The 23,451-nt window shown below is 71.3% G+C and carries 20 protein-coding genes and 1 riboswitch; of the genes, 10 read left to right on the plus strand and 10 right to left on the minus strand.

The features are described from left to right. Positions 1-137: 137 nt before the first annotated feature. Positions 138-1,244 carry a hypothetical protein gene (locus OG381_RS28355; RefSeq protein ID WP_327718886.1) on the plus strand — a complete coding sequence of 369 codons (1,107 nt, stop codon included), beginning with the start codon at positions 138-140 and terminating at the stop codon, positions 1,242-1,244. Between the two features lie 592 nt (positions 1,245-1,836). On the opposite strand, the gene OG381_RS28360 is transcribed toward OG381_RS28355, so the two are convergent. After that, positions 1,837-2,118 carry a chorismate mutase gene (locus tag OG381_RS28360; RefSeq protein WP_327718887.1) on the minus strand — a complete coding sequence of 94 codons (282 nt, stop codon included), beginning with the start codon at positions 2,116-2,118 and terminating at the stop codon, positions 1,837-1,839. Between the two features lie 324 nt (positions 2,119-2,442). On the opposite strand from OG381_RS28360, the gene guaA reads away from it, so the two are divergent. After that, positions 2,443-4,020, plus strand: coding sequence for a glutamine-hydrolyzing GMP synthase (guaA, locus tag OG381_RS28365; protein ID WP_307026943.1), 1,578 nt, complete (start codon positions 2,443-2,445; stop codon positions 4,018-4,020). Between the two features lie 3 nt (positions 4,021-4,023). On the opposite strand, the gene OG381_RS28370 is transcribed toward guaA, so the two are convergent. After that, complete coding sequence (locus tag OG381_RS28370) at positions 4,024-4,497, minus strand: pyridoxamine 5'-phosphate oxidase family protein (RefSeq protein ID WP_327718888.1); 474 nt, start codon at positions 4,495-4,497, stop codon at positions 4,024-4,026. A gap of 161 nt (positions 4,498-4,658) precedes the next feature. Between OG381_RS28370 and OG381_RS28375 the strand changes: the two genes are divergently transcribed. Further along, positions 4,659-5,462, plus strand: coding sequence for a class II aldolase/adducin family protein (locus OG381_RS28375; RefSeq protein WP_327718889.1), 804 nt, complete (start codon positions 4,659-4,661; stop codon positions 5,460-5,462). A gap of 20 nt (positions 5,463-5,482) precedes the next feature. Here OG381_RS28375 and OG381_RS28380 read toward each other — a convergent pair whose 3' ends face one another. Next, the gene (locus OG381_RS28380) at positions 5,483-6,373 is read right to left on the minus strand and encodes a DUF4429 domain-containing protein (protein ID WP_327718891.1); all 891 of its coding nucleotides are present in this window, start codon (positions 6,371-6,373) and stop codon (positions 5,483-5,485) included. A gap of 188 nt (positions 6,374-6,561) precedes the next feature. Between OG381_RS28380 and OG381_RS28385 the strand changes: the two genes are divergently transcribed. Both OG381_RS28385 and OG381_RS28390 read left to right on the plus strand, forming a co-directional pair. Next, complete coding sequence (locus tag OG381_RS28385; RefSeq protein WP_327718893.1) at positions 6,562-7,839, plus strand: hypothetical protein; 1,278 nt, start codon at positions 6,562-6,564, stop codon at positions 7,837-7,839. A 175-nt stretch (positions 7,840-8,014) separates the two neighbouring features. Then, a complete protein-coding gene (locus OG381_RS28390; RefSeq protein ID WP_327718895.1) occupies positions 8,015-8,545 on the plus strand; it encodes a DoxX family membrane protein in 531 nt (176 codons plus the stop codon). 48 nt (positions 8,546-8,593) lie between these two features. Here the strand turns inward: OG381_RS28390 and OG381_RS28395 are convergent, their stop codons facing one another. Next, on the minus strand, positions 8,594-8,839 hold the full coding sequence (locus tag OG381_RS28395) for a hypothetical protein (RefSeq protein ID WP_327718896.1): 246 nt from the start codon (positions 8,837-8,839) through the stop codon (positions 8,594-8,596). Then, positions 8,826-10,340: a PspC domain-containing protein gene (locus OG381_RS28400; RefSeq protein WP_327718897.1), complete on the minus strand. Its 1,515-nt coding sequence runs from the start codon at positions 10,338-10,340 to the stop codon at positions 8,826-8,828. Before OG381_RS28400 ends, OG381_RS28395 begins: the two co-directional genes overlap by 14 nt. A 189-nt stretch (positions 10,341-10,529) precedes the next feature. Here OG381_RS28400 and OG381_RS28405 point away from each other — a divergent pair, with 189 nt between their 5' ends. Both OG381_RS28405 and OG381_RS28410 read left to right on the plus strand, forming a co-directional pair. After that, positions 10,530-11,822: an ATP-binding protein gene (locus OG381_RS28405; RefSeq protein ID WP_307026931.1), complete on the plus strand. Its 1,293-nt coding sequence runs from the start codon at positions 10,530-10,532 to the stop codon at positions 11,820-11,822. Further along, positions 11,819-12,529, plus strand: a complete 711-nt coding sequence (locus tag OG381_RS28410) for a response regulator transcription factor (protein WP_327718898.1) — start codon at positions 11,819-11,821, stop codon at positions 12,527-12,529. Before OG381_RS28405 ends, OG381_RS28410 begins: the two co-directional genes overlap by 4 nt. A 55-nt stretch (positions 12,530-12,584) precedes the next feature. On the opposite strand, the gene OG381_RS28415 is transcribed toward OG381_RS28410, so the two are convergent. Next, complete coding sequence (locus tag OG381_RS28415) at positions 12,585-13,634, minus strand: C40 family peptidase (RefSeq protein ID WP_327718899.1); 1,050 nt, start codon at positions 13,632-13,634, stop codon at positions 12,585-12,587. A 444-nt stretch (positions 13,635-14,078) separates the two neighbouring features. Here OG381_RS28415 and OG381_RS28420 point away from each other — a divergent pair, with 444 nt between their 5' ends. After that, a complete protein-coding gene (locus OG381_RS28420; protein ID WP_307026923.1) occupies positions 14,079-14,432 on the plus strand; it encodes a hypothetical protein in 354 nt (117 codons plus the stop codon). On the opposite strand, the gene OG381_RS28425 is transcribed toward OG381_RS28420, so the two are convergent. Then, on the minus strand, positions 14,410-15,411 hold the full coding sequence (locus OG381_RS28425) for a tellurite resistance/C4-dicarboxylate transporter family protein (RefSeq protein ID WP_327718901.1): 1,002 nt from the start codon (positions 15,409-15,411) through the stop codon (positions 14,410-14,412). The genes OG381_RS28420 and OG381_RS28425 overlap by 23 nt on opposite strands. Before the next feature lie 259 nt (positions 15,412-15,670). Here OG381_RS28425 and OG381_RS28430 point away from each other — a divergent pair, with 259 nt between their 5' ends. Further along, complete coding sequence (locus OG381_RS28430) at positions 15,671-16,267, plus strand: hypothetical protein (RefSeq protein WP_327718902.1); 597 nt, start codon at positions 15,671-15,673, stop codon at positions 16,265-16,267. 20 nt (positions 16,268-16,287) lie between these two features. Here the strand turns inward: OG381_RS28430 and OG381_RS28435 are convergent, their stop codons facing one another. Further along, positions 16,288-17,451, minus strand: a complete 1,164-nt coding sequence (locus tag OG381_RS28435) for a C40 family peptidase (protein WP_327718903.1) — start codon at positions 17,449-17,451, stop codon at positions 16,288-16,290. Between the two features lie 8 nt (positions 17,452-17,459). Next, a riboswitch (cyclic di-AMP (ydaO/yuaA leader) is annotated at positions 17,460-17,627 on the minus strand. A gap of 305 nt (positions 17,628-17,932) precedes the next feature. Between OG381_RS28435 and pcrA the strand changes: the two genes are divergently transcribed. Then, positions 17,933-20,434, plus strand: a complete 2,502-nt coding sequence (gene pcrA, locus OG381_RS28440) for a DNA helicase PcrA (protein ID WP_327718904.1) — start codon at positions 17,933-17,935, stop codon at positions 20,432-20,434. Positions 20,435-20,515: 81 nt separating this feature from the next. Here the strand turns inward: pcrA and OG381_RS28445 are convergent, their stop codons facing one another. After that, on the minus strand, positions 20,516-21,943 hold the full coding sequence (locus OG381_RS28445; protein ID WP_327722573.1) for a M23 family metallopeptidase: 1,428 nt from the start codon (positions 21,941-21,943) through the stop codon (positions 20,516-20,518). Between the two features lie 225 nt (positions 21,944-22,168). Then, positions 22,169-23,035: a lipase family alpha/beta hydrolase gene (locus tag OG381_RS28450; protein ID WP_327718905.1), complete on the minus strand. Its 867-nt coding sequence runs from the start codon at positions 23,033-23,035 to the stop codon at positions 22,169-22,171. Positions 23,036-23,451 lie beyond the last annotated feature (416 nt).

The raw sequence follows: 23,451 nt of genomic DNA on the forward strand, positions 1-23,451 counted from the left end.
TGTGGCCCGTGGTTCGCCTGGTTTGATTCGCGAAGCCTGTGAATGGTTGCCCCCGCATTCACAGAAACCTTATGTGGCCTGAGTCACATTCGGATTGCGCTTGTGAAAGTGCTTTCTCAGCCCATAGAACTGCCGTCGTGTCTGACAAGCCGTCCGAGGACTCCTCCTCGACCCCCGAAGTCCCCGACGACGTCTGGGAACAGTTCGCGCGCGCCAACGAGCGGGAGGCTCCGAAGGAGCCGTCCGCGCGCGCCCGCATGGTGACCGAGCGCCTGCGGCAGCAGGAGGCCCGCGGCGAGACGCCCGAGAGCTGGCGTCCGGGTCCGCCGCTCCAGGACAAGAGGCGCGGCCGGCGGGTGTGGACGGTCCTCGGTCTGCTCCTCGCCCTCGTCGTGGCCGTCGTGGCGCTGAAGCCGTCGCTGCTGCCGGGCGACCCCTTCGGCAGCGGGACCTCCGACTCCGGGGCACCGCTCCCCGAGGAGACCGCGGCCCCCACCGCCCCACCTTCCGCCGCGGCCCCCGCGACACCCACCCTGGACGATCCGTTCGCCGGCTCCCCGGCCAAGCGCTGGGCCGACGGCAAGGCCGGCATCCTCGCACCGAAGGCGGAAGCGGTCGGCGGACGGTCGAAGGCGGAGGTCGCCCAGGCCCTTCGGCTGACCAGGGAACTGCTGATCTCCTCGAACCTCGACCCGGCGACACTGCGCGGCGAACGCCCCGAGGCGGCGCTGAACATATTGGACCCGAAGCAGAAGGACGTCCTCTCGGGGCTGAGGACCGCCCTGAGCGAGCCGGACGAGAAGCACGACCCGCTGTCGATGTTCACCCGCTTCGACCCGGACGAGGTCCGGCCGGTCGGCGACATCGTGAAGGTGCGCGGCCGGATGACGTTCGAGGCGGGCGAGGGCGCCGCCGTCGCCGTCCACGCCGACTACACCTTCGTCTACCCGGTGGTCCGCGCCGACGGCTCGACCGAGGTGACCCGCATCATCGTCCGCCGCGTCCTCGACCTCGAACTCTCCGACCCGGCCAGGTACGACATCACCCCCGGCAAGCTCACCGTCCTGCGGCACGACCGGGACGCCGGCAACTCGGCCTGCGGCGCCCACGACGGCTGGTTCCACCCGCAGTTCCCCTCGGACGCCCCGACGAGCGCGCCCCCCTCGGGCCCGACGTCGGACCCGTACGACCGCAGCGAGGACATCCGTGAGGGGCAGGACTGCGGGACCGTCTCCCGCGTCTGACGCACGGCGCTCCGAGATGGGCAGGGCCGGGGCGCGGCGAAGGGCCCCGCGGGACGGAGCCGCGGGGCCCTTCTTTCGTCAGCACCGGCGTCAGGGCAGCACCGGTGCCTGGGAGCGGCGCCGGGGGGTTGCGCCGCTTGCCTCGCGTGCCCGGGTCGGCGCCCCGGCGCAGTCGGGGCGCACGGTTGGTCTCGACCTCTGGCAGTGCGGGAGGACAAAGGCGATGTGGTTGTCTGCGAGGGGACTTGGGCTTTGTAGGCATCGTGCTGGAAGGACCCGGACACCGCAACCGTTCGGCCCGGGCTTGTACGTGTTCCCGTACTTTGCCTGTACTCGTCTGTGCACTTTTCCGTCGGCCGGCCCCGGGCGTCCCCGGAGCCGGCCGTTCTTGGGTGACCGGGCTGCTGTCCCCTGCCGTCCGGTCACTTACCTGGGACGAGGTCCCACGACGTACGGCACGATCCGTACGTCTCATCGCCCCAGCGAGCCACGCGTGGTTTTTTCGGGCCCGCCCCTGGCTGGCGCGGACACCCCACCAACGAAGCGGTCCGCGTCCCGGTCACGCGCCGTACGGGTGAGGCGGGGCCCGAACTCAGATGCGACCGCGGCACAGTTCGAGAAGGGTCATCGCGAGGGAGGTGCCCGGCCTGCCCAGCGCCTCGCTGTAGTGGGTGAGGACCTCCATCTCGCGGGAGAGGTTCACGCGCCGGCCGCCGGAGGTGATCCGCGCCTCCTGGATGACGGCGGACACGGCCATCCGTTCCTGGATCAGACCGATGATCCGGTCGTCGAGCGCGTCGATGCGCTCACGGGCGCCGGTGATCACGTCCGCGGCCTCGGAGGTACGGGCGCCGGTCACGTCGATGGCGGTCATAGGGGGCTCCTCGTCTGGAAGGGGTCGAGGTGCCCCGGAGCGGCAGGGTCCGCGGGAAACGACAGGCGCCCCGGACCTTGTCGGCCCGGGGCGCCTGGGAAGTCGCTTGTCAGTAGCTCAAGCAGCACGACCATGGCAGCCGGCGGGCCGGGTGCCATAGGTAAAGAGGAAGGTCGGGTGCGTGAGCATGGGAGCAGTATGCCGCGCCCCGCGGGGGCGTCCAACCCGGTTCGCATCGTGAGACAGGGCTTGCCCCGGGACCGGCCCCGCCGCGCCCGGTAGACTCGGCCCCACACACACCTCGCTCACGCCGGAAGGCAACCCGTGTCATCAGCGACCCCCGCCGCCGCCCCCGACACCGTCCTGGTCGTCGACTTCGGCGCGCAGTACGCCCAGCTCATCGCCCGCCGTGTCCGCGAGGCCCGGGTCTACAGCGAGATCGTGCCGAGCACCATGCCGGTCGCGGAGATGCTCGCCAAGAACCCGGCGGCGATCATCCTCTCCGGCGGCCCCTCCTCGGTCTACGCGGAGGGCGCCCCGCGCCTGGACCGCGAGCTCTTCGAGGCCGGCGTCCCCGTCTTCGGCATGTGCTACGGCTTCCAGCTGATGGCCACCACCCTCGGCGGCACCGTCGACAACACCGGCGCCCGTGAGTACGGCCGTACGCCGCTCCACGTGTCGCGGTCCGGCTCGACGCTCTTCGAGGGCACCCCCGACGAGCAGTCCGTCTGGATGTCCCACGGCGACGCCTGCTCCGCCGCCCCCGAGGGCTTCTCCGTCACGGCCGCCACGGACGTCGTCCCGGTCGCCGCCTTCGAGAACGACGAGAAGAAGCTCTACGGCGTCCAGTACCACCCCGAGGTCATGCACTCCACGCACGGCCAGCAGGTGCTGGAGCACTTCCTGTACCGGGGCGCGGGCCTGACCCCGTCCTGGACCACGGGCAATGTGATCGAGGAGCAGGTCACGGCGATCCGTGAGCAGGTCGGCGACAAGCGCGCCATCTGCGGTCTGTCCGGCGGTGTCGACTCCGCGGTGGCCGCGGCCCTCGTCGCACGCGCCATCGGCGACCAGCTGACCTGCGTGTACGTGGACCACGGTCTGATGCGCAAGGGCGAGACCGAGCAGGTCGAGAAGGACTTCGTGGCCGCGACCGGCGTCAAGCTGGTCGTCGTCGACGCGGAGGAGCGCTTCCTGACCGCGCTCAAGGGCGTCTCGGACCCCGAGGAGAAGCGGAAGATCATCGGCCGGGAGTTCATCCGGGTCTTCGAGCAGGCGCAGGCCGAGATCATCGCGGACGAGGGCCCGGCGGTGGAGTTCCTCGTCCAGGGCACCCTCTACCCCGACGTGGTCGAGTCCGGTGGCGGTACCGGCACCGCCAACATCAAGTCCCACCACAACGTCGGCGGCCTGCCCGAGGACCTCGAGTTCCAGCTGATCGAGCCGCTGCGCAAGCTGTTCAAGGACGAGGTCCGGATGGTCGGCCAGGAGCTGGGCCTGCCGGAGGAGATCGTCCAGCGCCAGCCGTTCCCCGGCCCGGGCCTCGGCATCCGGATCGTCGGTGAGGTCACCAAGGAGCGGCTCGACCTGCTCCGCGACGCGGACGCCATCGCCCGCGAGGAGCTGACCGCGGCCGGCCTCGACCGGGACATCTGGCAGTGCCCGGTGGTGCTGCTCGCGGACGTCCGCAGCGTCGGCGTCCAGGGCGACGGCCGCACCTACGGCCACCCGATCGTGCTGCGCCCGGTGTCCTCCGAGGACGCCATGACCGCCGACTGGTCGCGGCTGCCGTACGAGGTGCTGGCGAAGATCTCGACGCGGATCACGAACGAGGTGGCCGACGTCAACCGCGTGGTTCTCGACGTGACGTCGAAGCCGCCGGGCACCATCGAGTGGGAGTAGGCCCTAGGTGCGCCTGATCGTGCGCACCGGCTCACCGGGCTTCCAGACCTGGACGACCAGGTACTTGTCGTCCTCGACGTAGGTCCGCACGACCTCCGTCAGCTCGGTGCGGAAGAGGTGGAACGGCTCCGGCGGTTCCACCTCTTCGCCGTATCCGGCCTTCGTCCCGGCGTCGACCACCTCGATCGCCCGCCCGCCGATCCGGACGTCCCCGCCGCCCAGGCTCTGTCCCTCACCGGGGTTCGCCTGGAGCGCGAAACGGGCGTCGCGGAGCAGGTCGAGCGCCTTGAGCGAGTCCGGCATCATGCCGAGCCAGAGCTCGCCGTTCAGGAAACGGACCTCCAGGCCGCTGGTGCGCGGGGAGCCGTCCTTGCGGAGCGTCGCGAGGGTGTGGTGGGTGAAGGCGCCGAAGCGTTCCTCGACGCGCTGGGCGAAGTCGGGTTCGGCGGTGGTGAAAGCCGCCCAGTTTGCTGTCATACGGCGAGTCTGGCGCTCATACCCGACATCTGCTGTCCGTATTGCGCGAAGTGGCGTCACCGGATCGATCGCGCACGTCATCTTTTCATAACGGCTCTGTTCTCCTGCACTGACCGGCGGTAACTTCCGCCCCGTAAAGCAACCCCAGTGCTGGAGGACAGATGCACGGGACGTATGGGCCCAACCCGCCACCACCCCTGCCCACGGACAGCCTCCAGTTCGCGATGCCGCCGATGCACGACGCGGTCGAGGACGAGCGCCTCCACCGCAAGGAACGGCTCGCGGGGGCGCTGCGGATCTTCGGGAGGATGGGCTTCGAGGACGGGGTGTCCGGGCACATCACCGCGCGCGACCCGGAGTTCACCGACTGCTTCTGGGTCAACCCCTTCGGGATGCCCTTCCGGCATGTGACGGTGAGCGATCTGGTCCTCGCCAACTCCGAGGGGCAGGTCATCGAGGGCCGCTACCACGTCAACCAGGCCGCGTTCACCGTCCACGCCCAGGTCCACGCCGCCCGACCCGACGTCGTCGCGGTCGCCCACTGCCACTCCGTGCACGGCCGCGCGCTGGCCGCCCTGGGGGAGCTCCTGGACCCGATCACCCAGGAGAGCTGCGCGTTCTACGAGGACCACGCCGTCTACGACGCCTACTCGGGTGTCGCCGTCGACGCCGCCGAGGGCCGGCGGATCGCCGCCGCGCTCGACTGCCGCAAGGGCCTGGTGCTGCGCAACCACGGCCTGCTGACCGTGGGGGACTCGGTGGACGCGGCGGCCTGGTGGTTCCTGTCCATGGAGCGGTCCTCGCAGGTCCAGCTGACGGCCAGGGCGGCCGGCCGCCCGGTCCTCATCGAGCACAAGGCGGCGGTGGCGACGCGGGAGCAACTGGGCGGGGACCTGGTGGCGTGGATCAACTACCAGCCGTTGTGGCAGGACATCAGCCGCAGCGAGCCGGATCTGCTGAGCTGAGCCCCCATGCCGACGGGGGCTCAGAAGCCCCGGAGCACGGCCGCCTTGGTCATCGCGAACTCCTCGTCCGTGAGGACCCCGTCGCGGTGCAGCTCGCCCAGCTCCCGGAGCCTGCGCAGGAGGACGTCGTGATGGTCGGCCTGGGGCGGGACGGCCGCCGGGAGCCGGGCGGGGCGGCCCTCCGCCAGGTCGTTGCCGGTGCGGGTGGAGGGGTGCGGGAGACGGGCGGTGACCGCGGTGGCGACCAGGGCCGTGAGCAGGTCGCGGCGGGCGCTGCCCCACAGGTCGAGGGCGTACGGGTCCTTCTCCGGCGGCAGCTTCGAGAACGCCGTCTCACGGGTCACGAATCGCAGGAAGCCGTCCTCGTACCCGGAGTTGGGCAGCCACTCGACCCCCACGACGTCGTCGATGGCGATGATCCGCGGCCCGGTCGCGCGTTTGACCCGGTCGGAGGTGTCCGACCAGTCGATACGGACCTGGAGACCGTCGAAGGAGACCGTGCCGTCGGAGGAGCGCACCGAGACCGGGACCGGCGGACCGGCCAGCAGATACGTCTTCGTCGGCTCCTTGGGGACCTGGTCGAGCAGCAGCGCCCGGCGGATCTCCTCCGCCATGTACTCGGCGACCCCCGAGCGGTCGATGTCCACCAACAGCCGGTAGGGGTCCGCCGGGTCCGGCAGCCGTCCGCCCGTCGCGTGGAGCAGCGGATCCGCCCCCTCGCGCAGCCGCATCCGCAGCCGCCCGCGCTTGCGTTCGGGTTCGTAGACCACGCCCGAGACAGCCTCCAGGGGTACGGCGATCTCGCCGTACGTCTGCCGGAACAGCGGCACGGAGCGGTGGAGTCCCGGCGTGATCCTGACCGTTGTGCCGTCGAAGGCCCAGGTCCCGTCGCGCTGGATGATCTCGGCCATAGGGAAATTCTCGCAGCCGGGTCAACACGGCGATGCGGTCTTCACCCCGCCCTGACCAGACCTGCCGGACGGGCACCCAGTGGCGTAGGGCACAATTCGCTGTCATCGCACGGGAGTTGCAGAGCGGTCCGCCGAGGCTTCGGCGGGGCCGCAGCGCGTGGGAATCGCGGGGAAGGCAGGCGTCGGACGTGGCGGTGCAGGAGGCGAGACAGAGCGTGGAGGCTGGCGCTCACGGGGGCGGCTGCACCTGCGGGGACTGTCCGCACGGGGCGCGGGCGGGGCATCGGCGGGCGGTCGCCGAATTCGTGCTGAAACGGGACGAGTTCGCCGCCGGGCAGGGGTTGCCGGCCGCGGTGGCCCACTCGGCCTCCGCCTCCCGCCAGTGGGTGTCGGAGGAGCTGACCCAGTCCGCGGAAGTCGTCGCCGAACGCGGCCGCGCCGAGGGCGAGGCCTGGCTGGCCCGGATGTGGAGCCGGACCGCGTGCACGGTGTGGGCCGGTGTGGTCGTCCTGCTGCTGGTCCAGGCGCTGACGGCGATCGGCGCGGGCTGGACCTCGGCCCGGACCGCCGGTCTGCTGGCCGCGCTGCTGACGGCCGGCGCGCTGACCGCCGCGTCCTGGTTCCACCGGGCCCGGGGCGGCGCGCTCGCGCCCGTGATCGGCGAGGACAACCGCCTGTCCACCTCACGCGCGGTGGCCGTGGCCTGGGTGCTGTTCGTGGCGTACGCCGTGCTGGTCCTGGTCGGCCGGCTCGCCGCCGCCTCCGACCCCGCCGAGCGCGACACCCTGATCTCCGGCTTCGACCTCGACCGCGGCGCGGGCGTGGTGACGGTCCTCGCCGTGGTGTGCGCCATCGCGGTCCTGGTGCGGCGCGTGGTCGGCCTGCGCGTCCTGGGACAGCGGCTGCAGAAGGTACGCGCCGACCGCCCGCGCGCCGCCGACCTCCTGACGGACGACGCGGGCCGGGGCACCTTCGCCGACATCCAGTACGTCGTCATCAGCACCGTCGCCCTGCTGTTCGCGGCGGTCCGCCTCGCCCGCCGCCCCGACCAACTCCCCGACCTCCCCTGGGGGCTGGCGGTGGTCGTCCTCATCTCGGCGGCGACCTACGTGGCCGGCAAATACGCCGAGGGCGGCCGCCCGGTCATCCTCTCCGTCGTCCGCGCCCGCGAGGCCGGCGACCTCGACGCGCCGATCCGCACCGGCGACGACATCGAGATCCGCGGCGCCGGTTTCGTCCCCCCGGGCGCGCAGGGCGCCGAGCGCTTGTCCCGTATGACCGTCCGCGTCGGCACCGTCCACGTCCATGTCCCCCTCGTCCCGGTGAACGGAGGCTTCAGCAACCCGACGGACGCGGTCCTGACGGTGCCGGTACCGGCGGATGTGGAACCGGGACGGGTGGAGGTGCAGGTGGTCACCGCGGCCGGGGTGGAGACGAACCGGTACGGGATCGATGTGACGGACTGAGAGATGAGGGCCGGGCGGTGGGCAGCGGCGTGGGTGGTTGTCCCCTGTTGCGACGTCATCACCTCCCGGGCCGAGCCCCGGAAAACGGTCGCGTCAGCATTGAGCGGCTTTTCCCGTTCGTGCGTATCGTCTTCTGAGGGGTCACGGCACGCTGGGTGAGAGGCGGCTCGGAGCGATGACGCACAGCTTCCGTACGGACACGCACACCCCCTACTACGACGGCGGACGGAGCTGGCGGGACACCGCCACCCGTTACGCCCTGCTCCCGCTGCGCCTCTTCCTCGGGGTGACCTTCATCTACGCCGGCCTGGACAAACTCACCGACAGCGCCTTCATGAAGGCCTCCGGGCCCGGCTCCATCGGTGACCAGATGCGCAACGTCCGGGGCTCCGCGGCGATCCCCGACATGATCGACATGGCCTTGAAGAGCCCCGTCGGCTTCGGCTACGCCATCGCCCTCGGCGAACTGGCCGTCGGCATCGGCACCCTCCTCGGCCTCCTCACCCGCCTGGCCGCCCTCGGCGGAGCCCTGATCTCCCTGAGCCTCTGGCTGACGATGAGCTGGGCCTCGGACCCGTACTACTACGGCAACGACCTCGCCTATCTGATGGCCTGGATCCCCCTGGTCCTCGCGGGCGCCCCGAACTTCTCACTCGACGCGGCCTGGCGATCCCGACGACGGGGACGGTCGGCTGCGGCCTACTAGCCGGACGACGGCGCGGGGGGCCGGGGTCCGGCCGCCCCGCACCCTCGGTCAGCCCGCGCCCTCCGACTCGCCCACCGCACCCGCGCTCGCCCCACCCCCCACACGCCGGCGACGGAACGCGCGCGTCGCGAGGCCCGTCGCGGCGGCCAGGCAGAGGCCGCCCGTGACGACGGGGATGACCGCGAACCACGGGGTCTCCCAGGCGCCGCCCGCGTCGCCGGCGTAGAGGATGCCGGCCAGGGTCAGGAAGAGGCCGGCGAGCAGTTTGCCGGGGCGGAACTCATGACGTAGCACGGCTCACCTCCGCTTGGCCGGCCCCGACCTGGAGGTCGAGGTCGAGGGTGCCGGCGGATCTGGTGCCCTTGGGGGGTGTCAGGGTGATCTCCTTGTGCTTGCCCGGTTCCACGTCCACGTCCTGCTGGTCGTCGCCCGGGAGCTGGATGTCGCCCACGCCCACGTCGATGCTGACCTTCACGGTCACGTCCTTCGGTACGACCACCTTCAGCTTGCCCACGCCCACCTCGGCCTGCGCGGTCACCGTCTGTCCCCCGGCGAGGTCCAGTCCCGTCAGGTCCAGCGTGCCGACGCCGGTGCCGAGGTCGTACGCGGGCTGGACGTCCGCGACCGTGGCGGGGCGCCAGGTCCTCTCGATCCAGTGGGTGCCGATGTCCTTGGGCAGCGCGGCCGAACAGGCGAGGAGTCCCGCCGTGATCACCGCCAGGAAGATCGAGCCCGCCCCGGTACGCCCGAGGAAGGAGCTGATCGCGATGCCGAGGCCGATGACGATGAGGGCGCAGGACAGGCCGGTCTGGAGGCTGGTGCCGAGCGGGTGCCCGTCCCATGTCAAGGTGGTGCCGAGACCGCCCGCGAGCAGGGCGAACAGGAAGACCCAGCCGCCGATCCAGCGAGGGCCACGCGGTTTTGGTGGCTGTGAACGGGCGGTGCGGGCGGCGGCGCGCGCCCCGTCGTATCTGCCGAGGCCGATGTTGACGGCCGCCGCGATGTCCCGGTCGCGGGAGTCGCGGGGGCCCCACAGATAGCCGGTGCCGCCTTCGTGCGTGCCGTCCTTGACGATGGGTTCGCGCCACCAGGACGGGTATCCGGGGCCGACCGGCGGTGCCTGGGCCTCCGGCGGGGCGTCGGCGACGGCCTGCGCGGCCAGCGGGTCGGTGTCGGGGGCGCCGCGGTGGCGGGCCCAGTACCCGGCGCCGGCGAGGAGGAGGGAGAGGATGACGGCGAAGGTGAGCACCCCGCCGTTGTTCAGCATCGTCAGGAAGACCCCGCAGCCGACCAGCGCGAACAGCACGGCCGTCAGGGCCTGGCCGTCGACACGGCCGGTCAGCAGCTTGCGGACCTCGTTCTCCTCCTCGTCCTCGTACGGGACGAGGAGCCAGGCGAAGCCGTAGAAGATGAGGCCGATGCCGCCGGTCGCGGAGAGCACGGCGAGCGTGATGCGGAAGATCACCGGGTCCATGTCGCACTGCCGCCCGAGCCCCGCGCACACGCCGGCCAGCACCTTGAACCGCCGGTCGCGCCGGAACCTCGAGGGCGGCGCGGCGGCCTCGGCCTCGCCGGGTGCCTCGGAACCTCCGCCGACCCCTCCTCCGGTGCCTCCGCGGGCCGGGCCGCCGGGCGTGCCGTCGGTCCGGCCCGGCCGGTCGGCGGTGCCCGCTTCCGTCCGCGCACCCGCCCGCACCTGCGCGCGCGAATCCTCACCCGCGGCGGCCGCGGGAGGCGCGGCGGACGAGGCACCCTCGTCGGGCGCCGGGTCCGCGGCGTGCTGGTGATCTGTCATGTGTCCATGGTGACGGGCGAGCCGCCCCGGCGGGAGTCGGAACGACCCTGGCCGGACCCTGATATCGCCCCTGAGCCGGCGCCGGGGAAGCGTTCGACGGCCCGACGTTTCCGCACGTTTCGAAGATCAGGGGCGTCTAGGGGGCCGACCCTGATGCCCCCGCCCGCCCGCCGTGTGAACATCGATGGCATGCCGGAAGCCGCAGCAGCGCCACTCGTCGAACCGCGGCCGCCGCGCAAGCTCTACCGCAGCAGTGACGGACGCTGGCTCGGTGGTGTGGCGCGGGGGCTCGCCGGGCATCTCGGGCTGCCCGTCATCTGGGTGCGGCTCGTCTTCGTGGGCCTGTTCATGGCGGACGGGCTCGGCGCCCTGTTGTACGCGGCGTTCTGGTTCTTCGTGCCGCTCGGCGTGGGTGGGGTCGGCGGGCAGCGGACGCCGTCCCTCGTCTCCACCGAGACCTCGCCGGACGGCCGCCGCAGACTCGTCGCCCGCAGGCCCGACAAGGGCCAGATCGTCGCCCTGCTCCTCATGGTCGTCGTGGCCATGGTCTTCGTGGGCAACGTCAATCTCGGCACCGGCGCCAAGGCCTACCTGTGGCCCGCCGTGCTGGTCGGCGCCGGCGTGGCCCTGGTCTGGCGTCAGGCCGACAACGCCCGCCGGGCCCGCTGGGTCGAGGTCGGCCGCCGCAAGCGTACGCTCAGCCTGCTGCGCGCCGCGGGCGGCGTCCTGCTGGTCACCGCCGGCGTCTCCGGCATCTTCGTCCTCCAGGGCTCCGCGGCCCACCTCGGCTCGGTCCTGCAGGCGGCGCTCGCGGTCCTCGTCGGCATAACGCTCCTCGCCGGCCCCTACCTCGTGCGCATGACGCAGGACCTCTCCGAGGAGCGCCTGATGCGCATCCGCGCCCAGGAGCGCGCCGAGGTCGCCGCCCATGTCCACGACTCCGTGCTGCACACCCTCACCCTGATCCAGCGCAACGCGGAGAACGCGAGCGAGGTGCGGCGCCTCGCCCGCGCCCAGGAGCGCGACCTGCGCACCTGGCTGTACAAACCCGAGGGCACCGGCAAGGACGAGGCCGACGAACCCACGACCCTCGCCGACGCGGTGCGGCGCAATGCCGCCGAGGTCGAGGACAAGCACGGCGTCCCCATAGAGGTCGTCATAGTCGGCGACTGCCCCCTCGACGAGAGGATCGGCCCGCAGATGCAGGCCGCGCGCGAAGCGATGGTGAACGCCGCCAAGTACGGTGGCGAGGGCGGCGCGGTTCAGGTCTTCGCCGAAGTCGAGGGACGGACGGTCTTCGTGTCGGTCCGGGACCGCGGTCCGGGCTTCGACCTCGACTCGATACCCGCCGACCGGATGGGTGTCAGAGAATCGATCATCGGCCGCATGGAGCGCAACGGCGGCACGGCGCGGCTGCGCGCGGTGCCGGACGGCGGCACGGAGGTCGAGCTGGAGATGGAGAGGGCGGAGAAGACGTCATGAGCGACGAGGCGAACGGTACGGCGGAGGCCACCGACAGCGCGGAGGGGCGCAGGGTGCGCGTGGTCCTCGTCGACGACCACCGCATGTTCCGGACGGGCGTACAGGCCGAGATCGGGCGGACCGAGGAGACCGGTGTCGAGGTCGTCGGCGAGGCCGCGGACGTCGACCAGGCGGTCACCGTCATCACCGCGACCCGGCCCGAGGTGGTCCTTCTCGACGTCCACCTCCCGGGCGGCGGCGGTGTCGAAGTCCTGCGCCGTTGCGCCCCGTTGATGGGCGACGCGGAGCAGCCGGTGCGTTTCCTCGCCCTGTCCGTCTCGGACGCGGCGGAGGACGTGATCGGTGTGATCCGGGGCGGCGCGCGCGGGTATGTCACCAAGACGATCACCGGTACGGATCTGGTCGACTCGGTGTTCCGTGTCCAGGACGGCGACGCGGTGTTCTCGCCGAGGCTCGCCGGGTTCGTACTGGACGCCTTCGCGTCCACGGACGCGCCGCCGGTGGACGAGGACCTCGACCGTCTGACGCAGCGGGAGCGGGAGGTGCTGCGGCTGATCGCGCGGGGGTACGCGTACAAGGAGATCGCCAAGCAGCTCTTCATCTCGGTGAAGACGGTCGAGTCCCATGTGTCGGCGGTACTGCGCAAGTTGCAGCTGTCGAACCGGCATGAGCTGACCCGCTGGGCCACGGCACGACGGCTGGTGTGATGCCGGGCGCGTCGCAGGGTCGCGGCCGGCGGGACCGTAGGCGATGGGCAGCCGCTCACACCACCCGCGTGGCCCCCGCGAAGGGCATCTCGTCGATCGGCGCGACGCGCACCGGCGCCGAGGGGTTCGGGGCGTGGATCATCTGGCCGTTGCCGATGTAGATGCCGACGTGGCTGATGGCGGAGTAGAAGAACACCAGGTCGCCCGGGAGGAGTTCGGAGCGGGCGACGCGGCGGCCGGTGTCGATCTGGGCGTACGTCGTGCGCGGGAGGGAGATGCCGGCGGAGCGGTAGGCCGCCTGCATCAGCCCCGAGCAGTCGAAGGCGTCGGGGCCGGTGGCGCCCCAGACGTAGGGGCTGCCGAGCTTCGAGGAGGCGTACGAAACGGCGGCCGCGGCGCGGGAGTTGGGGGCCTGTACGGCGCCCGCCGCGGTCAGGCCGTCGCGGGCACCGGAGCCGGTGGAGCGCGAGGCGCGCTCCACCTCGCCGGTGCGTTCCTCGGTCGGCAGCTGCGCCAGCAGCCGGCGCGCCGCGTCCAGCTTTCCGGTGATCGTCTTCTTGTGCCGCTTCAGCTCCGCCTGCCGCGACCTGAGCGAGGCCAGCTCGACATGGGCGGCACCACGCAACTGCTCGATCTCCCGCAGCTGTCCGCGCACGCTCGCGACGGAGGCCGCCTGCCGGGTGCCCGCGCGCTCGACGAACTCGGCGCCCTCGAGATAGCGGTCGGGGTCGCCGGAGAGCGCCAGTTGCAGCGAGGGGTCCATGCCGCCGTCGCGGTACTGTGCCGCCGCCATCGAACCCAGCGCGTCCCGAGCCGAGTTGAGCTTGTCCGTCTTGCGCGCCGCCTCGTCCCGCAGCGCCCTCAGCCGCTCCTCGGCCCCGTCCGCCTTCTCCTTCGCGCCGTTGTACTTCTCGGTGGCGACCTCCGCCTCCTGGTACAGCTTGTCCACCTTCGCCTTGACCTGCGCCGGTGTCAGATTCGGCTCGGCGTACCCGGTCCCGTCGAAGGCGGTCGCGGTCGCCGCGCCCGCCAGGGCGATCGTCGCCGCCGTACGGACCGTATTGCCGCCGGCCGAGCGCTGCCTGGGCTTGCGGTGCGCTGCCACGTGGACTGCACGTCCTTTCGTACGACCGCCTGGTCCACGGTACGACCGACCGGGACGGGTCACGCGTCCGGCGGCGGCCCGCACAGGGGGAGCGGGCCGCCGCCGGACCTTCTCGGCGGTGGTGTCCGACTGCCGCCCCTGGCCCGGGCGGCGGTGGGGAGCCGGTCACCTGGTGGAGGACGCTAAACCTCGCGGTGTCGTGGGGGTAACGGGTTGCGCGGAACTGGTCTCAGGGGACCGCCAGGTGACCGCATGTGACCGTGATTGCGTTTTCCCGCCGTCGGCTTCACGCAGGGTGATGACCGAACTGCGGATTCCGGAACGGGGGGAGGTGACAGGGTGCTATGGGCCGCATATATGCAAGATCATGTATGTGCGGGATCGTGTCGGAAGGGGCAGGGCGGTGTAGGGCGGCTCAAGTGCCCCTGATTAGGCTCCGGCCTCATGGACGTACTCATCCACCTCTTCGTGGGCCTGCACATCATCGGCATCGCCTCGTTGCTCGGCGGATTCCTCACCCAGATGAAGGCCATGGGTCAGGGCACCGCCCGCTTCGTCCCGGCGATGCTGCACGGCGCGCTCACCATGCTGGTCACCGGCGTGATCCTGGTCGGCCTCAACCAGGCGGACGACCAGTCCGTCAACAACGTCAAGATCGGCATCAAGCTGGCCCTGCTGGTGGTGATCCTCGGCCTCGTCTACGTGAAGCGCGACGACGAGAAGGTGGAGAAGGGGCTGTTCGGACTGGTGGGCGCGCTGACCGTCGCGGACATCTTCATCGCGGTGCTGTGGACCTGAGGGACCTGAAGCCGGCGCGCGCCGACGCGACGGCACCCGCGGCGACGGCGAGCCAGGCCGCCACCGCGACCCACAGCAGCACCTGACCGGGTGTCCTGAGCCAGGACACGTCGAGGGCGGCGGCGACGGACAGCGTCGCCGCCGCTGACATGCCCATCGGGAACACGGTCGACCAGCGGCGCACTTCGTAGCGCGGCCGGGGCTTCAGCGCCTCCGCGACGAGCAGGACGGCGTACCAGGCCAGGTCGAGCACGAGCAGCGCGACCGTCACGGCCCGCAGGACGCCGCTGTCGTCGTCGTTCCACAGGTACAGCGGGCCGTTGTCGGCCGCGACGAGTGTCGACCCGGCGAGTGCCGAGATGGCGAGCGCCCCGCCGGCCACCCAGTGGTCCCCGGCGCCCGCGGTCACCTGCCGCAGGTCGAAGCGGGTCAGGGCGAGGCCGTAGAGCACGAGGCCGAGCCAGAACAGCACGAGCGCCGCGTGGGCGAGCCACGCCGTCGACCCGGCCGCGGCGAGTGTGGCGCCGAGCACCGCGAGACCCTGCGTGGCGACGCAGGCCAGGAACACCGTCCCCGGCATCCGCCGCGTCCAGTGCGTCACGACCAGCGCGATCAGCACCGGCCACAACAGCGCCGCGAGCGCGAGCAGCGCCTCGGCGAGCTGCTGCCGGCCGAGCGCGGAGACACGGGTGCCGAGCACGGCCGTAGCCGCTACGGCGGTGAGCGCGCCCGGCGTCTCGGCCTGCGCCACCCACCCCGCCCGGTCCCGCAGCAGCCGTACGGCGAAGTCGGCGGCCAAGGCGGCCCACGCGACGGCGGCCGGCGCGAGGGCGATCCGCGACAGGGTCTCGTACCCCGCCAGATGCAGTCCCACGGACACGATGCCGGTCGCCATCACGGCAGCCCCGGCGGCGGGCGGCCGTCGGTCCCACCAGGCGCGGAGGGCGGAGCGAGGGGAGCGGGGGGAGGCGCCGGACATGGGGCGATGCTAAGGAGCGCGGCCCGGCTCGGGGGCGGGGCGCGCGAGCGGGCGCGGGCAAATACGCGCGGGCGCAGGCACGGGAGGGGGCGCGGCTCGGTGGGGAGGTGTCGGGAGTGAATGGCAGATGCGTCCCACCCCGGATCGCACCGAAACCCTCCCACCTGGGCGTTTACCGCCCGACGCCGGGACAGATCTGCCGGTCGTCTGAGTAGCTCCGCTCATGACAACCCCCGGCGTCGGGCGGCAGACTCTGGGCATGGCTCTCAGACGATCAGTTGCCCTCGCCCTTGTGGCGGTCGCCCTCACCGCATGCGGGAGTCAAAGAGGTGGGGCGGCCGATGGAGCCGGTGCCGCGGGGGCGGCCACTCCGACCCCCTCCTATCCGCCCCCGCCGAAGTGCGCGCAGTCCACGGCGACGCCCACCGCCCTGCCTTCCTCCCCCTCACCCTCCGCCCCGGACGGAGGGCGGCAGGACGGGCCCGGGGACGCTCCTCCCAACTACGCCGACAACCACGCGTACCGCATGCGGGCGTCCTTGAGCGCCGAGCAGCAGGCCGGCGGGCAGGCGTCGGCCGAGCTGATCCTGGCGGAGCTGGCGAAGGTCCGGAAGGAGGGCGGATCGGGGGAGTTCGGTGTCTTCGACGACGAGCGGGTCGAGGCGGCGCTGCGGCGGGTCGGGTGCGGTGAGAAGCACGGCGTCTCCGTCGGGAACGGGTACTACGCCGTCTACACGGGCGTGGTGTGCGTCTCCGGACGGGTGACGAAGGACGAGCTGACCGGCGAGGTGCACGGCGTCTACGCCGAGCCCCAGCCCGGCGAGGGGCCCTGCGTCGAGAACCGGGGCGGTCACTGACGCCAGGGCCCTGCCGCGGATCAGGCCGGACGTACGACGCTGTGGATCGCCGACTCGCCGTCGTAGTAGATGGACTCCTCGCGCACGTACGCCCCCGGCTTCGGCGCGTGGATCATCTTGCCGTTGCCGATGTAGAGGCCGACGTGGGTGACGTCGTCGTAGAAGAAGACGAGGTCGCCGGGCCGGGCGCCCGCGAGGGTGACCGTGGTGCCGGCGTTCACCTGGTCGTAGGTGGTGCGGGGGAGGGAGATGCCGGCGGCGTTCCAGGCGGCCTGCGTGAGGCCGGAGCAGTCGTAGGAGTCGGGGCCGGTGGCGCCCCAGACGTACGGCTTGCCGACCTGCGAGCGGGCGAAGGCGAGGGCCTTCTCGGCCTTCGTGGCGTACGAGGAGTCCGAGACCTCCGAGGCTTCCGAGGTGGACGACGAGCTGCCCGCCGACTCCTCGGCCGCGGCCGCCTCCTGCGCCGCCTTCTGCTCGGCCGCCTGCTGCTTCGCCAGCTCGGCGGCCTTGCGGGCGGCCTCCTCCTGCTTCTGCTTCTCGATCGCCGCGAGGCGCGCCTTCTCCTCGGCGGTCAGCTGCGACAGCAGCTCGCGCGCGGCGGACAGCTTCCGCTGGACGGTCGCCTTGGCGGTCTTCAGATCGCCCTGCGACTCGGAGAGCGTCTCGAGGCTGTCGGTGGCCTCCTGGCGCTTCTTCAACGTCGCGGACTGCTCGGTGACGTAGTCGTCGACCGCGTCCTTCTGACGGGACGTCATACGGCCCATCAGCTGCGTCTGGTCGAAGTAGTCCTGCGGGGAGTCCGCGAGCAGGAAGGTCGCGGTGTCGGGCGCGGAGGCGCCGGTGCGGTACTGGGCCGCGGCGAAGGTGCCGAGCTCCTCGCGGGCCTCGTTGAGCTTCTGGGTGCGCTGGGCGACGTCGTCGAGGAGGGTGTCGACCTCCTTGCGCTGCTTGGAGGTCTTCTCCTTGGCCGAGTTGTACTTCTCGGTCGCCGACTCCGCCTGGCGGTAGAGGTCGTCGACCTTCTTCTCGACTTCCTCGATGCTCGGCTTGTCATCGGTCGAGGGCGCGGCGGTGGCCGTCTGGGAGAGCAGGGCCACGGAGGTGAGGGCGGCCGTGGCGAGAGCGGGGGTGCGTATGCCGGCTACGCGCGTACCCGGGGGAGGCGGCTTGCGGTGCGACGCCAAGGTCGGCGACTCCTTCCATGCTCCGCCTACCGAGTTAGCTGTCGGGTTCGGGCGGGTGGTTCGGAAGGGTTGCCCTACGGCCCTTCCCGGGAAGGGAGTCGGCCGATTCACCCCAAGTTCGGTGGGTCCCCGGTTCCGGGTGCGCGGCGGCGGTCCGGATTCGGCGGAGGCCGCGCGGCCCGGCGACGTTCGCCGGTGGGGGTCGTACGGCCTTCCGGAACGGTAGCCAACGGGTGTGGCCCCTGTGAAGGTTGATGTCCGATAGGCCCGATACATTTTCGTGACCTTGGATCAGGGCGTTGCTCGCGTTGGTGCATACGGAGTGATCTGCGCCGACTTGTGCGCATTGTGGGCGCAAGGTAAACATCTCCGCCCGTTCCGTCGCGAAGCGTGGCGGGACGGTGATGGAGGGTGACGGGACCGGCCCATGTTCTCGGGGCGGCGGCGGGGTGTCAGTGGGGAGCCCTAGACTCGGAGAGCGATGAGCAGCCTCTTTGACGACAGCTTCCTGGCGGACCTCCAGGCCCCTAAGGGCCGCGAGGAAGAGCCCCCGCCACCGCCCGAGGACGAGCACGTACCGGAACCCGTTCCGGACGACCTGTTCGGCGGCAGGTTCGACGTGCCGCCGGACCGGGACGCGTACTACCGCGACGGTGCCCCGCGCCCCGTCCTGGACGCGGCCGCGCTCATCGAGGGTCTCAACGAGAACCAGCGCGCGGCCGTCGTCCACTCCGACACCCCGCTGCTCATCGTGGCCGGCGCCGGCTCCGGCAAGACGCGGGTGCTCACCCACCGCATCGCCTACCTGCTGGCCGAGCGGAATGTCCACCCGGGCCAGATCCTCGCGATCACCTTCACCAACAAGGCCGCGGGCGAGATGAAGGAGCGCGTCGAGCAGCTCGTCGGCCCGCGCGCGAACGCGATGTGGGTGATGACGTTCCACAGCGCGTGCGTGCGGATCCTGCGGAGGGAATCCAAGAGGCTCGGCTTCACGTCGTCGTTCTCGATCTACGACGCGGCCGACTCCAAGCGTCTGATGGCCCTGGTCTGCCGAGACCTCGACCTCGACCCCAAGCGCTTCCCGCCCAAGTCCTTCAGCGCCAAGATCAGCAACCTCAAGAACGAGCTGATCGACGAGGAGGACTTCGCCGCCCAGGCCACCGACGGCTTCGAGAAGACCCTCGCCCAGGCCTACACCATGTACCAGGCGCGGCTGCGGGAGGCCAACGCGCTCGACTTCGACGACCTGATCATGACCACGGTCAATCTGCTGCGCGCCTTCCCGGACGTCGCCGAGCACTACCACCGCCGCTTCCGGCATGTCCTCGTCGACGAGTACCAGGACACCAACCACGCCCAGTACACGCTGGTCCGCGAGCTCGTGGGGACGAGCGAGCACCCCGTCGACGTCCCCCCGGCCGAGTTCGACATCCCGCCCGCCGAACTGTGTGTCGTGGGCGACGCCGACCAGTCGATCTACGCCTTCCGCGGCGCGACGATCCGCAACATCCTCCAGTTCGAGGAGGACTACCCGAACGCGACGACGATCCTGCTGGAGCAGAACTACCGCTCCACACAGACGATCCTGTCCGCAGCCAACGCGGTCATCGAGCGCAACGAGTCCCGCCGCCCCAAGAACCTGTGGACCAACGCGGGCGCGGGCGCGCGCATCACCGGCTATGTCGCCGACACCGAGCACGACGAGGCGCAGTTCGTCGCCGAGGAGATAGACCGACTGACGGACTCGGGCGACGCGAAGGCCGGCGATGTCGCCGTCTTCTACCGGACCAACGCCCAGTCCCGTGTCTTCGAAGAGATCTTCATCCGCGTCGGCCTGCCCTACAAGGTCGTCGGCGGTGTCCGCTTCTACGAGCGCAAGGAGGTCCGGGACGTCCTGGCCTACCTGCGTGTCCTCGCCAACCCCGAGGACTCGGTGCCGCTGCGCCGCATCCTCAACGTCCCCAAGCGCGGCATCGGTGAGCGCGCCGAGGCGATGATCGACGCCCTGTCCCAGCGCGAGAAGATCAGCTTCCCCCAGGCGCTGAAGCGGGTCGACGAGGCCTACGGCATGGCCGCGCGGTCGACGAACGCCGTGAAGCGGTTCAACGTGCTGATGGAGGAGCTCCGTACGATCGTCGAGTCCGGCGCGGGCCCGGCGACCGTCCTGGAGGCGGTGCTCGAACGCACCGGCTATCTGGCCGAGTTGCAGGCCTCCACCGACCCGCAGGACGAGACCCGGATCGAGAACCTCCAGGAACTCGCCGCCGTGGCCCTGGAGTTCGAGCAGGAGTCCGGGGAAGCCGCGGAAGGCGAGGCGGCGGCCCCGGTCGGTCTCGCCGCGTTCCTCGAGCGGGTCGCGCTCGTCGCCGACTCCGACCAGATCCCCGACGAGGACGAGGACGGCTCCGGCGTCATCACCCTGATGACCCTGCACACCGCCAAGGGACTGGAGTTCCCGGTCGTCTTCCTGACCGGCATGGAGGACGGCGTCTTCCCGCACATGCGCTCCCTCGGCCAGACCAAGGAGCTGGAGGAGGAGCGGCGCCTGGCGTACGTCGGCATCACGCGCGCGCGTGAACGGCTGTATCTGACGCGGTCGGCGCTGCGCAGCGCGTGGGGCCAGCCGTCCTACAACCCGCCCTCGCGCTTCCTGTCGGAGATCCCGGAGCAGCACGTGGACTGGAAGCGGACGGGTGCCACCGCGCCGGTCTCCTCCGGCCCCGCGTCGGGAGTGGCCGCCTCCCTGTCCTCGTCCCGCTCCCGCTCCTCGGCGAGGGGCGCGTCAGGCTTCGCCACGAGCCGCGCCTCCGACAAGCCGGTCGTCTCGCTGGCCGTCGGGGACCGTGTCACGCACGACCAGTTCGGGCTCGGCACGGTGACATCCGTGAAGGGCACCGGCGCGAACACCGAGGCGACGATCGACTTCGGTGACACCAAGCCGAAGCGGCTGCTGCTGCGGTACGCGCCGGTGGAGAAGCTGTAAGGGCGGATCCAGTCGGTTCCATGAGTGAGCCCCCGCTGCTGTGAAGTGCGGGGGCTCTCAGGGAAGTTGTCGCCTTGCGTCCTACGTCGGGTCCAGCCCGTGGCTGCGCAGCCACGGAAGCGGGTCGATCGCCGAGCCGCCGGCCGGGCGGACCTCGAAGTGCAGGTGCGGTCCCGTGGAGTTGCCGGAGTTGCCGGAGTAGGCGATCGGGTCGCCGGCCTTGACGGTCGTACCGGAGGCGACGCGGTAGCTGGAGAGGTGGCAGTACCACGTCTCCGTGCCGTCCATCGCGGTCACGATCATCATGTTGCCGTAGGCGCTGTTCCACTGCGTCCGCACGGTGCCGTCGGTCGCGGCCATCACCGTCGTGCCGTAGGAGACCGGGAAGTCGATGCCGGTGTGCACGGACATCCAGTTGACGCCGGCCTGGCCGTAGTAGGCGCTGAGGCCGTGCCGGGCCACCGGGAGCGCGAACTTGGGGCGCAGCCGCTCCTTGCGGGCCGCCTCCTCCGCCGCCTTCTTCTTCTCGGCCACCTGCTGGGCCTTGAGGTCGATGCGCTCCTGCGTACGGCTGGCCCGGTCGGCGAAGTCGTCGGCACCCGCGGAGAGGCTCGCGAGCTGGGTGTCCAGCTTGTTGTTCGCGGCGGACGGCTTGACGGACTTGGTCGTCACGTCGGACGCGGTCGTCGAGGTGTTCTTGTCGTCGCTCAGTCCACCGACGGAGGCGGCGGCGATCCCGGTGACGCCCATGACGCATGCGGAGGGCACGGCGATCTTCATCAGCGCGGAGCGCTTCTGGGGCGGACGGCGCCGGGAACGGCCCGCGTTACGGGCGGCCATGCGGGAGCCCGGGGCCGGGGCGGCGTCCTCCTGATCGTCCAGGAGGGGGGCGGCGTCGTCCTCGGAGAGGACGGGCAGCTCGCCGGTGGCGCTCAACTCGGCGTCGTGCGCGGCCGGTTCCTCGTACGCGACCTGCTCGAACATCGCGGTCGACCGGTGGTCGACGGACTCCTCGTGGGCCGGCGTGGTGCCGTCGGAGTTCCACTGCGTGGCGTCGTAGGTGCCGGTGTCGAAGGCCTGCGTGCCCCATTCCCAGTGCTGGGTCTGGTCGGCGGTGCCCCCGGACTGGTCGGGCTGGAGCCAGGCGTTCGCGTCCCACTGACCGCTGGCGTCGGGCGCGCCGGCCTGCGGGGGGATCATGGAGAGCTGCTGGTGCTCGCCGGTCCAGGCCGTCGCGTCGTACGCGCCGGTGTCGTAGGCGGCGTGGTGCTGGGCCGCGTACGCGTCGTAGTTCAGGGTCTGATGACTGTCCGTGGCCCACTGACCGGCGTCGTACGACCCGGTGTTCTCACCGGGGAGACTGCCGAACAGGGGGTCGGTGTCGAAGTGTGCGGTGGTGTGGGCGCCCGTGTCGTGACCGTACGTGGCGTGGTCACCGTACTGGGCTTCCTGCGTGCCGTACGACGCGTAGTGCGCCGAGGCGTCGGAAGCGGGGGCCGGGGTGGTCATGGTCCCCGACGGGTACGGATCGTTCACCAACTTCTCTTTCGCCTCGACAACAGGGGCTGCCAGAGCAGTGCGGTGACTGTACCCGCCGGTATGCGGGCGCGACAATCTTCAACTGGTTTCGCGCCTTCAGGAAACGGGCATTCGGCGGTGTTTCGGGGGACTGCGGGCGCGAGTTTGGCCTTGTGTTCGAAGATTGTTCGATGTCGGACGGCTGTCCTGCGGCTGTCACGCCACTGTCAGACCGCCGGCCTCGGCTGCGGACGCGGTTTCTGCCGGTCGGGTGTCGAGGGCCTGCCGTATCCCGGTCGCGACGGCCGGGTGCACCGGAAGGGCGAGATGCCCGACCCCGCTCACCTGGACGTTCTGCGCCAACAGGTCGGGATGGTCGATGCAGGCGGTCTCCAGCGGGTCCATCAGATGGTCGAGGTCGCTCCAGAAGCTCACGAAGTGCGTACGGCAGCCGGGCGCCGGCTGGGTCAGCTCCTCGAGGACGTCCGAGCCGGGGCGCATCTGCCGCACGATCGGGTGCGCGTCCGCCAGCGGCACCACCCGGGTACCGGAATGCGGGGTACCGAGGGTGACCAGGGTGCGTACCCGCAGGTCACCGCCGAGACACTGTACGTAGTACCGCGCTATCAGCCCGCCCAGGCTGTGCCCCACGACATCGACCTGCCCGCTGCCCGTGCGCTCGCAGATCTCCGCTATGTGCCGGCCGAGCAGCTCGGCCGCGGTGCGGATGTCGCATGTCAACGGTGAGTAGTTGAGCGACTCGACCTGGCGGTGGCCGTGCTGGAGGAGGCTGCGGCGCAGCAGCACGAAGACCGAGCGGTTGTCGATGAACCCGTGCAGCAGGACGACCGGCGGTTTGGCCTCCGTCGGCAGCTGGGCGGGGCCGTCCGGGGAAGGGAGCGGGACGGCCGGCGCCCGGCGCTCCTGCAGGACACCGGAGGGGTAGAGCAGGAGGTGTCCGGCGAGGATCGCGATCTCCAGGGCGGTCGCCTTCAGGAGAGCCGCGGACAGGCCCGCGATTCTGCTCGGGAGCAGCCGCTGGCAGAGCGGAAGAAAGGGCGCCACTGCCTTGGTGACCTTCATGGCCGACCTCCTGTCGGCACACGTGAAGACGGCTCTGTCCCCCGTGTGCCCTCGTGGGAGGCCGCGGCGGAGGCGACCGAGGAGGCATGAAAAGCGCGCATGGGGTGAGCTCGGCGAGCGGCGCGCGTGGAGCGTGCTGCGCCGATGACCTGGCGAGGCTCCCTGCCGGTGTGGCGACGAGGCTCCCCGCTGTCGTGCCTTACCTGCCCTGCGTGCCCTTCGTGCCACCGTCGGTACACCGCACCGCCCCGGCGCGCGGCTCGCGGCGCGGTGGCACGGCGACCTCGTTGCGGCTCCCGTTGCGCTTGCTCCCGCTGCGGTACGGGGGCCGCGTACCGCTGCGGCCCGTGTGCCGCAAAGACTCGGAACGGTGCGCGGCGAACGTGTCCCACCGTGTGATTTCCCCCTCGGTCCAC

This window comes from Streptomyces sp. NBC_00490, assembly GCF_036013645.1.
In the GTDB taxonomy this organism is placed as follows: Bacteria; Actinomycetota; Actinomycetes; order Streptomycetales; family Streptomycetaceae; genus Streptomyces; species Streptomyces canus_F.

Bases quoted from the DNA above. Each gene is read 5' to 3' on its own strand.
- OG381_RS28400 (WP_327718897.1), bottom strand. From the start codon at position 10,340: ATGACAGATCACCAGCACGCCGCGGACCCGGCGCCCGACGAGGGTGCC.
- OG381_RS28420 (WP_307026923.1), top strand. From the start codon at position 14,079: ATGGACGTACTCATCCACCTCTTCGTGGGCCTGCACATCATCGGCATC.
- OG381_RS28450 (WP_327718905.1), bottom strand. From the start codon at position 23,035: ATGAAGGTCACCAAGGCAGTGGCGCCCTTTCTTCCGCTCTGCCAGCGG.
- OG381_RS28370 (WP_327718888.1), bottom strand. From the start codon at position 4,497: ATGACAGCAAACTGGGCGGCTTTCACCACCGCCGAACCCGACTTCGCC.
- OG381_RS28405 (WP_307026931.1), top strand. From the start codon at position 10,530: ATGCCGGAAGCCGCAGCAGCGCCACTCGTCGAACCGCGGCCGCCGCGC.
- OG381_RS28390 (WP_327718895.1), top strand. From the start codon at position 8,015: ATGACGCACAGCTTCCGTACGGACACGCACACCCCCTACTACGACGGC.
- pcrA (WP_327718904.1), top strand. From the start codon at position 17,933: ATGAGCAGCCTCTTTGACGACAGCTTCCTGGCGGACCTCCAGGCCCCT.
- OG381_RS28445 (WP_327722573.1), bottom strand. From the start codon at position 21,943: ATGACCACCCCGGCCCCCGCTTCCGACGCCTCGGCGCACTACGCGTCG.
- OG381_RS28380 (WP_327718891.1), bottom strand. From the start codon at position 6,373: ATGGCCGAGATCATCCAGCGCGACGGGACCTGGGCCTTCGACGGCACA.
- OG381_RS28425 (WP_327718901.1), bottom strand. From the start codon at position 15,411: ATGTCCGGCGCCTCCCCCCGCTCCCCTCGCTCCGCCCTCCGCGCCTGG.
- OG381_RS28430 (WP_327718902.1), top strand. From the start codon at position 15,671: ATGGCTCTCAGACGATCAGTTGCCCTCGCCCTTGTGGCGGTCGCCCTC.
- OG381_RS28375 (WP_327718889.1), top strand. From the start codon at position 4,659: ATGCACGGGACGTATGGGCCCAACCCGCCACCACCCCTGCCCACGGAC.
- OG381_RS28360 (WP_327718887.1), bottom strand. From the start codon at position 2,118: ATGACCGCCATCGACGTGACCGGCGCCCGTACCTCCGAGGCCGCGGAC.
- OG381_RS28410 (WP_327718898.1), top strand. From the start codon at position 11,819: ATGAGCGACGAGGCGAACGGTACGGCGGAGGCCACCGACAGCGCGGAG.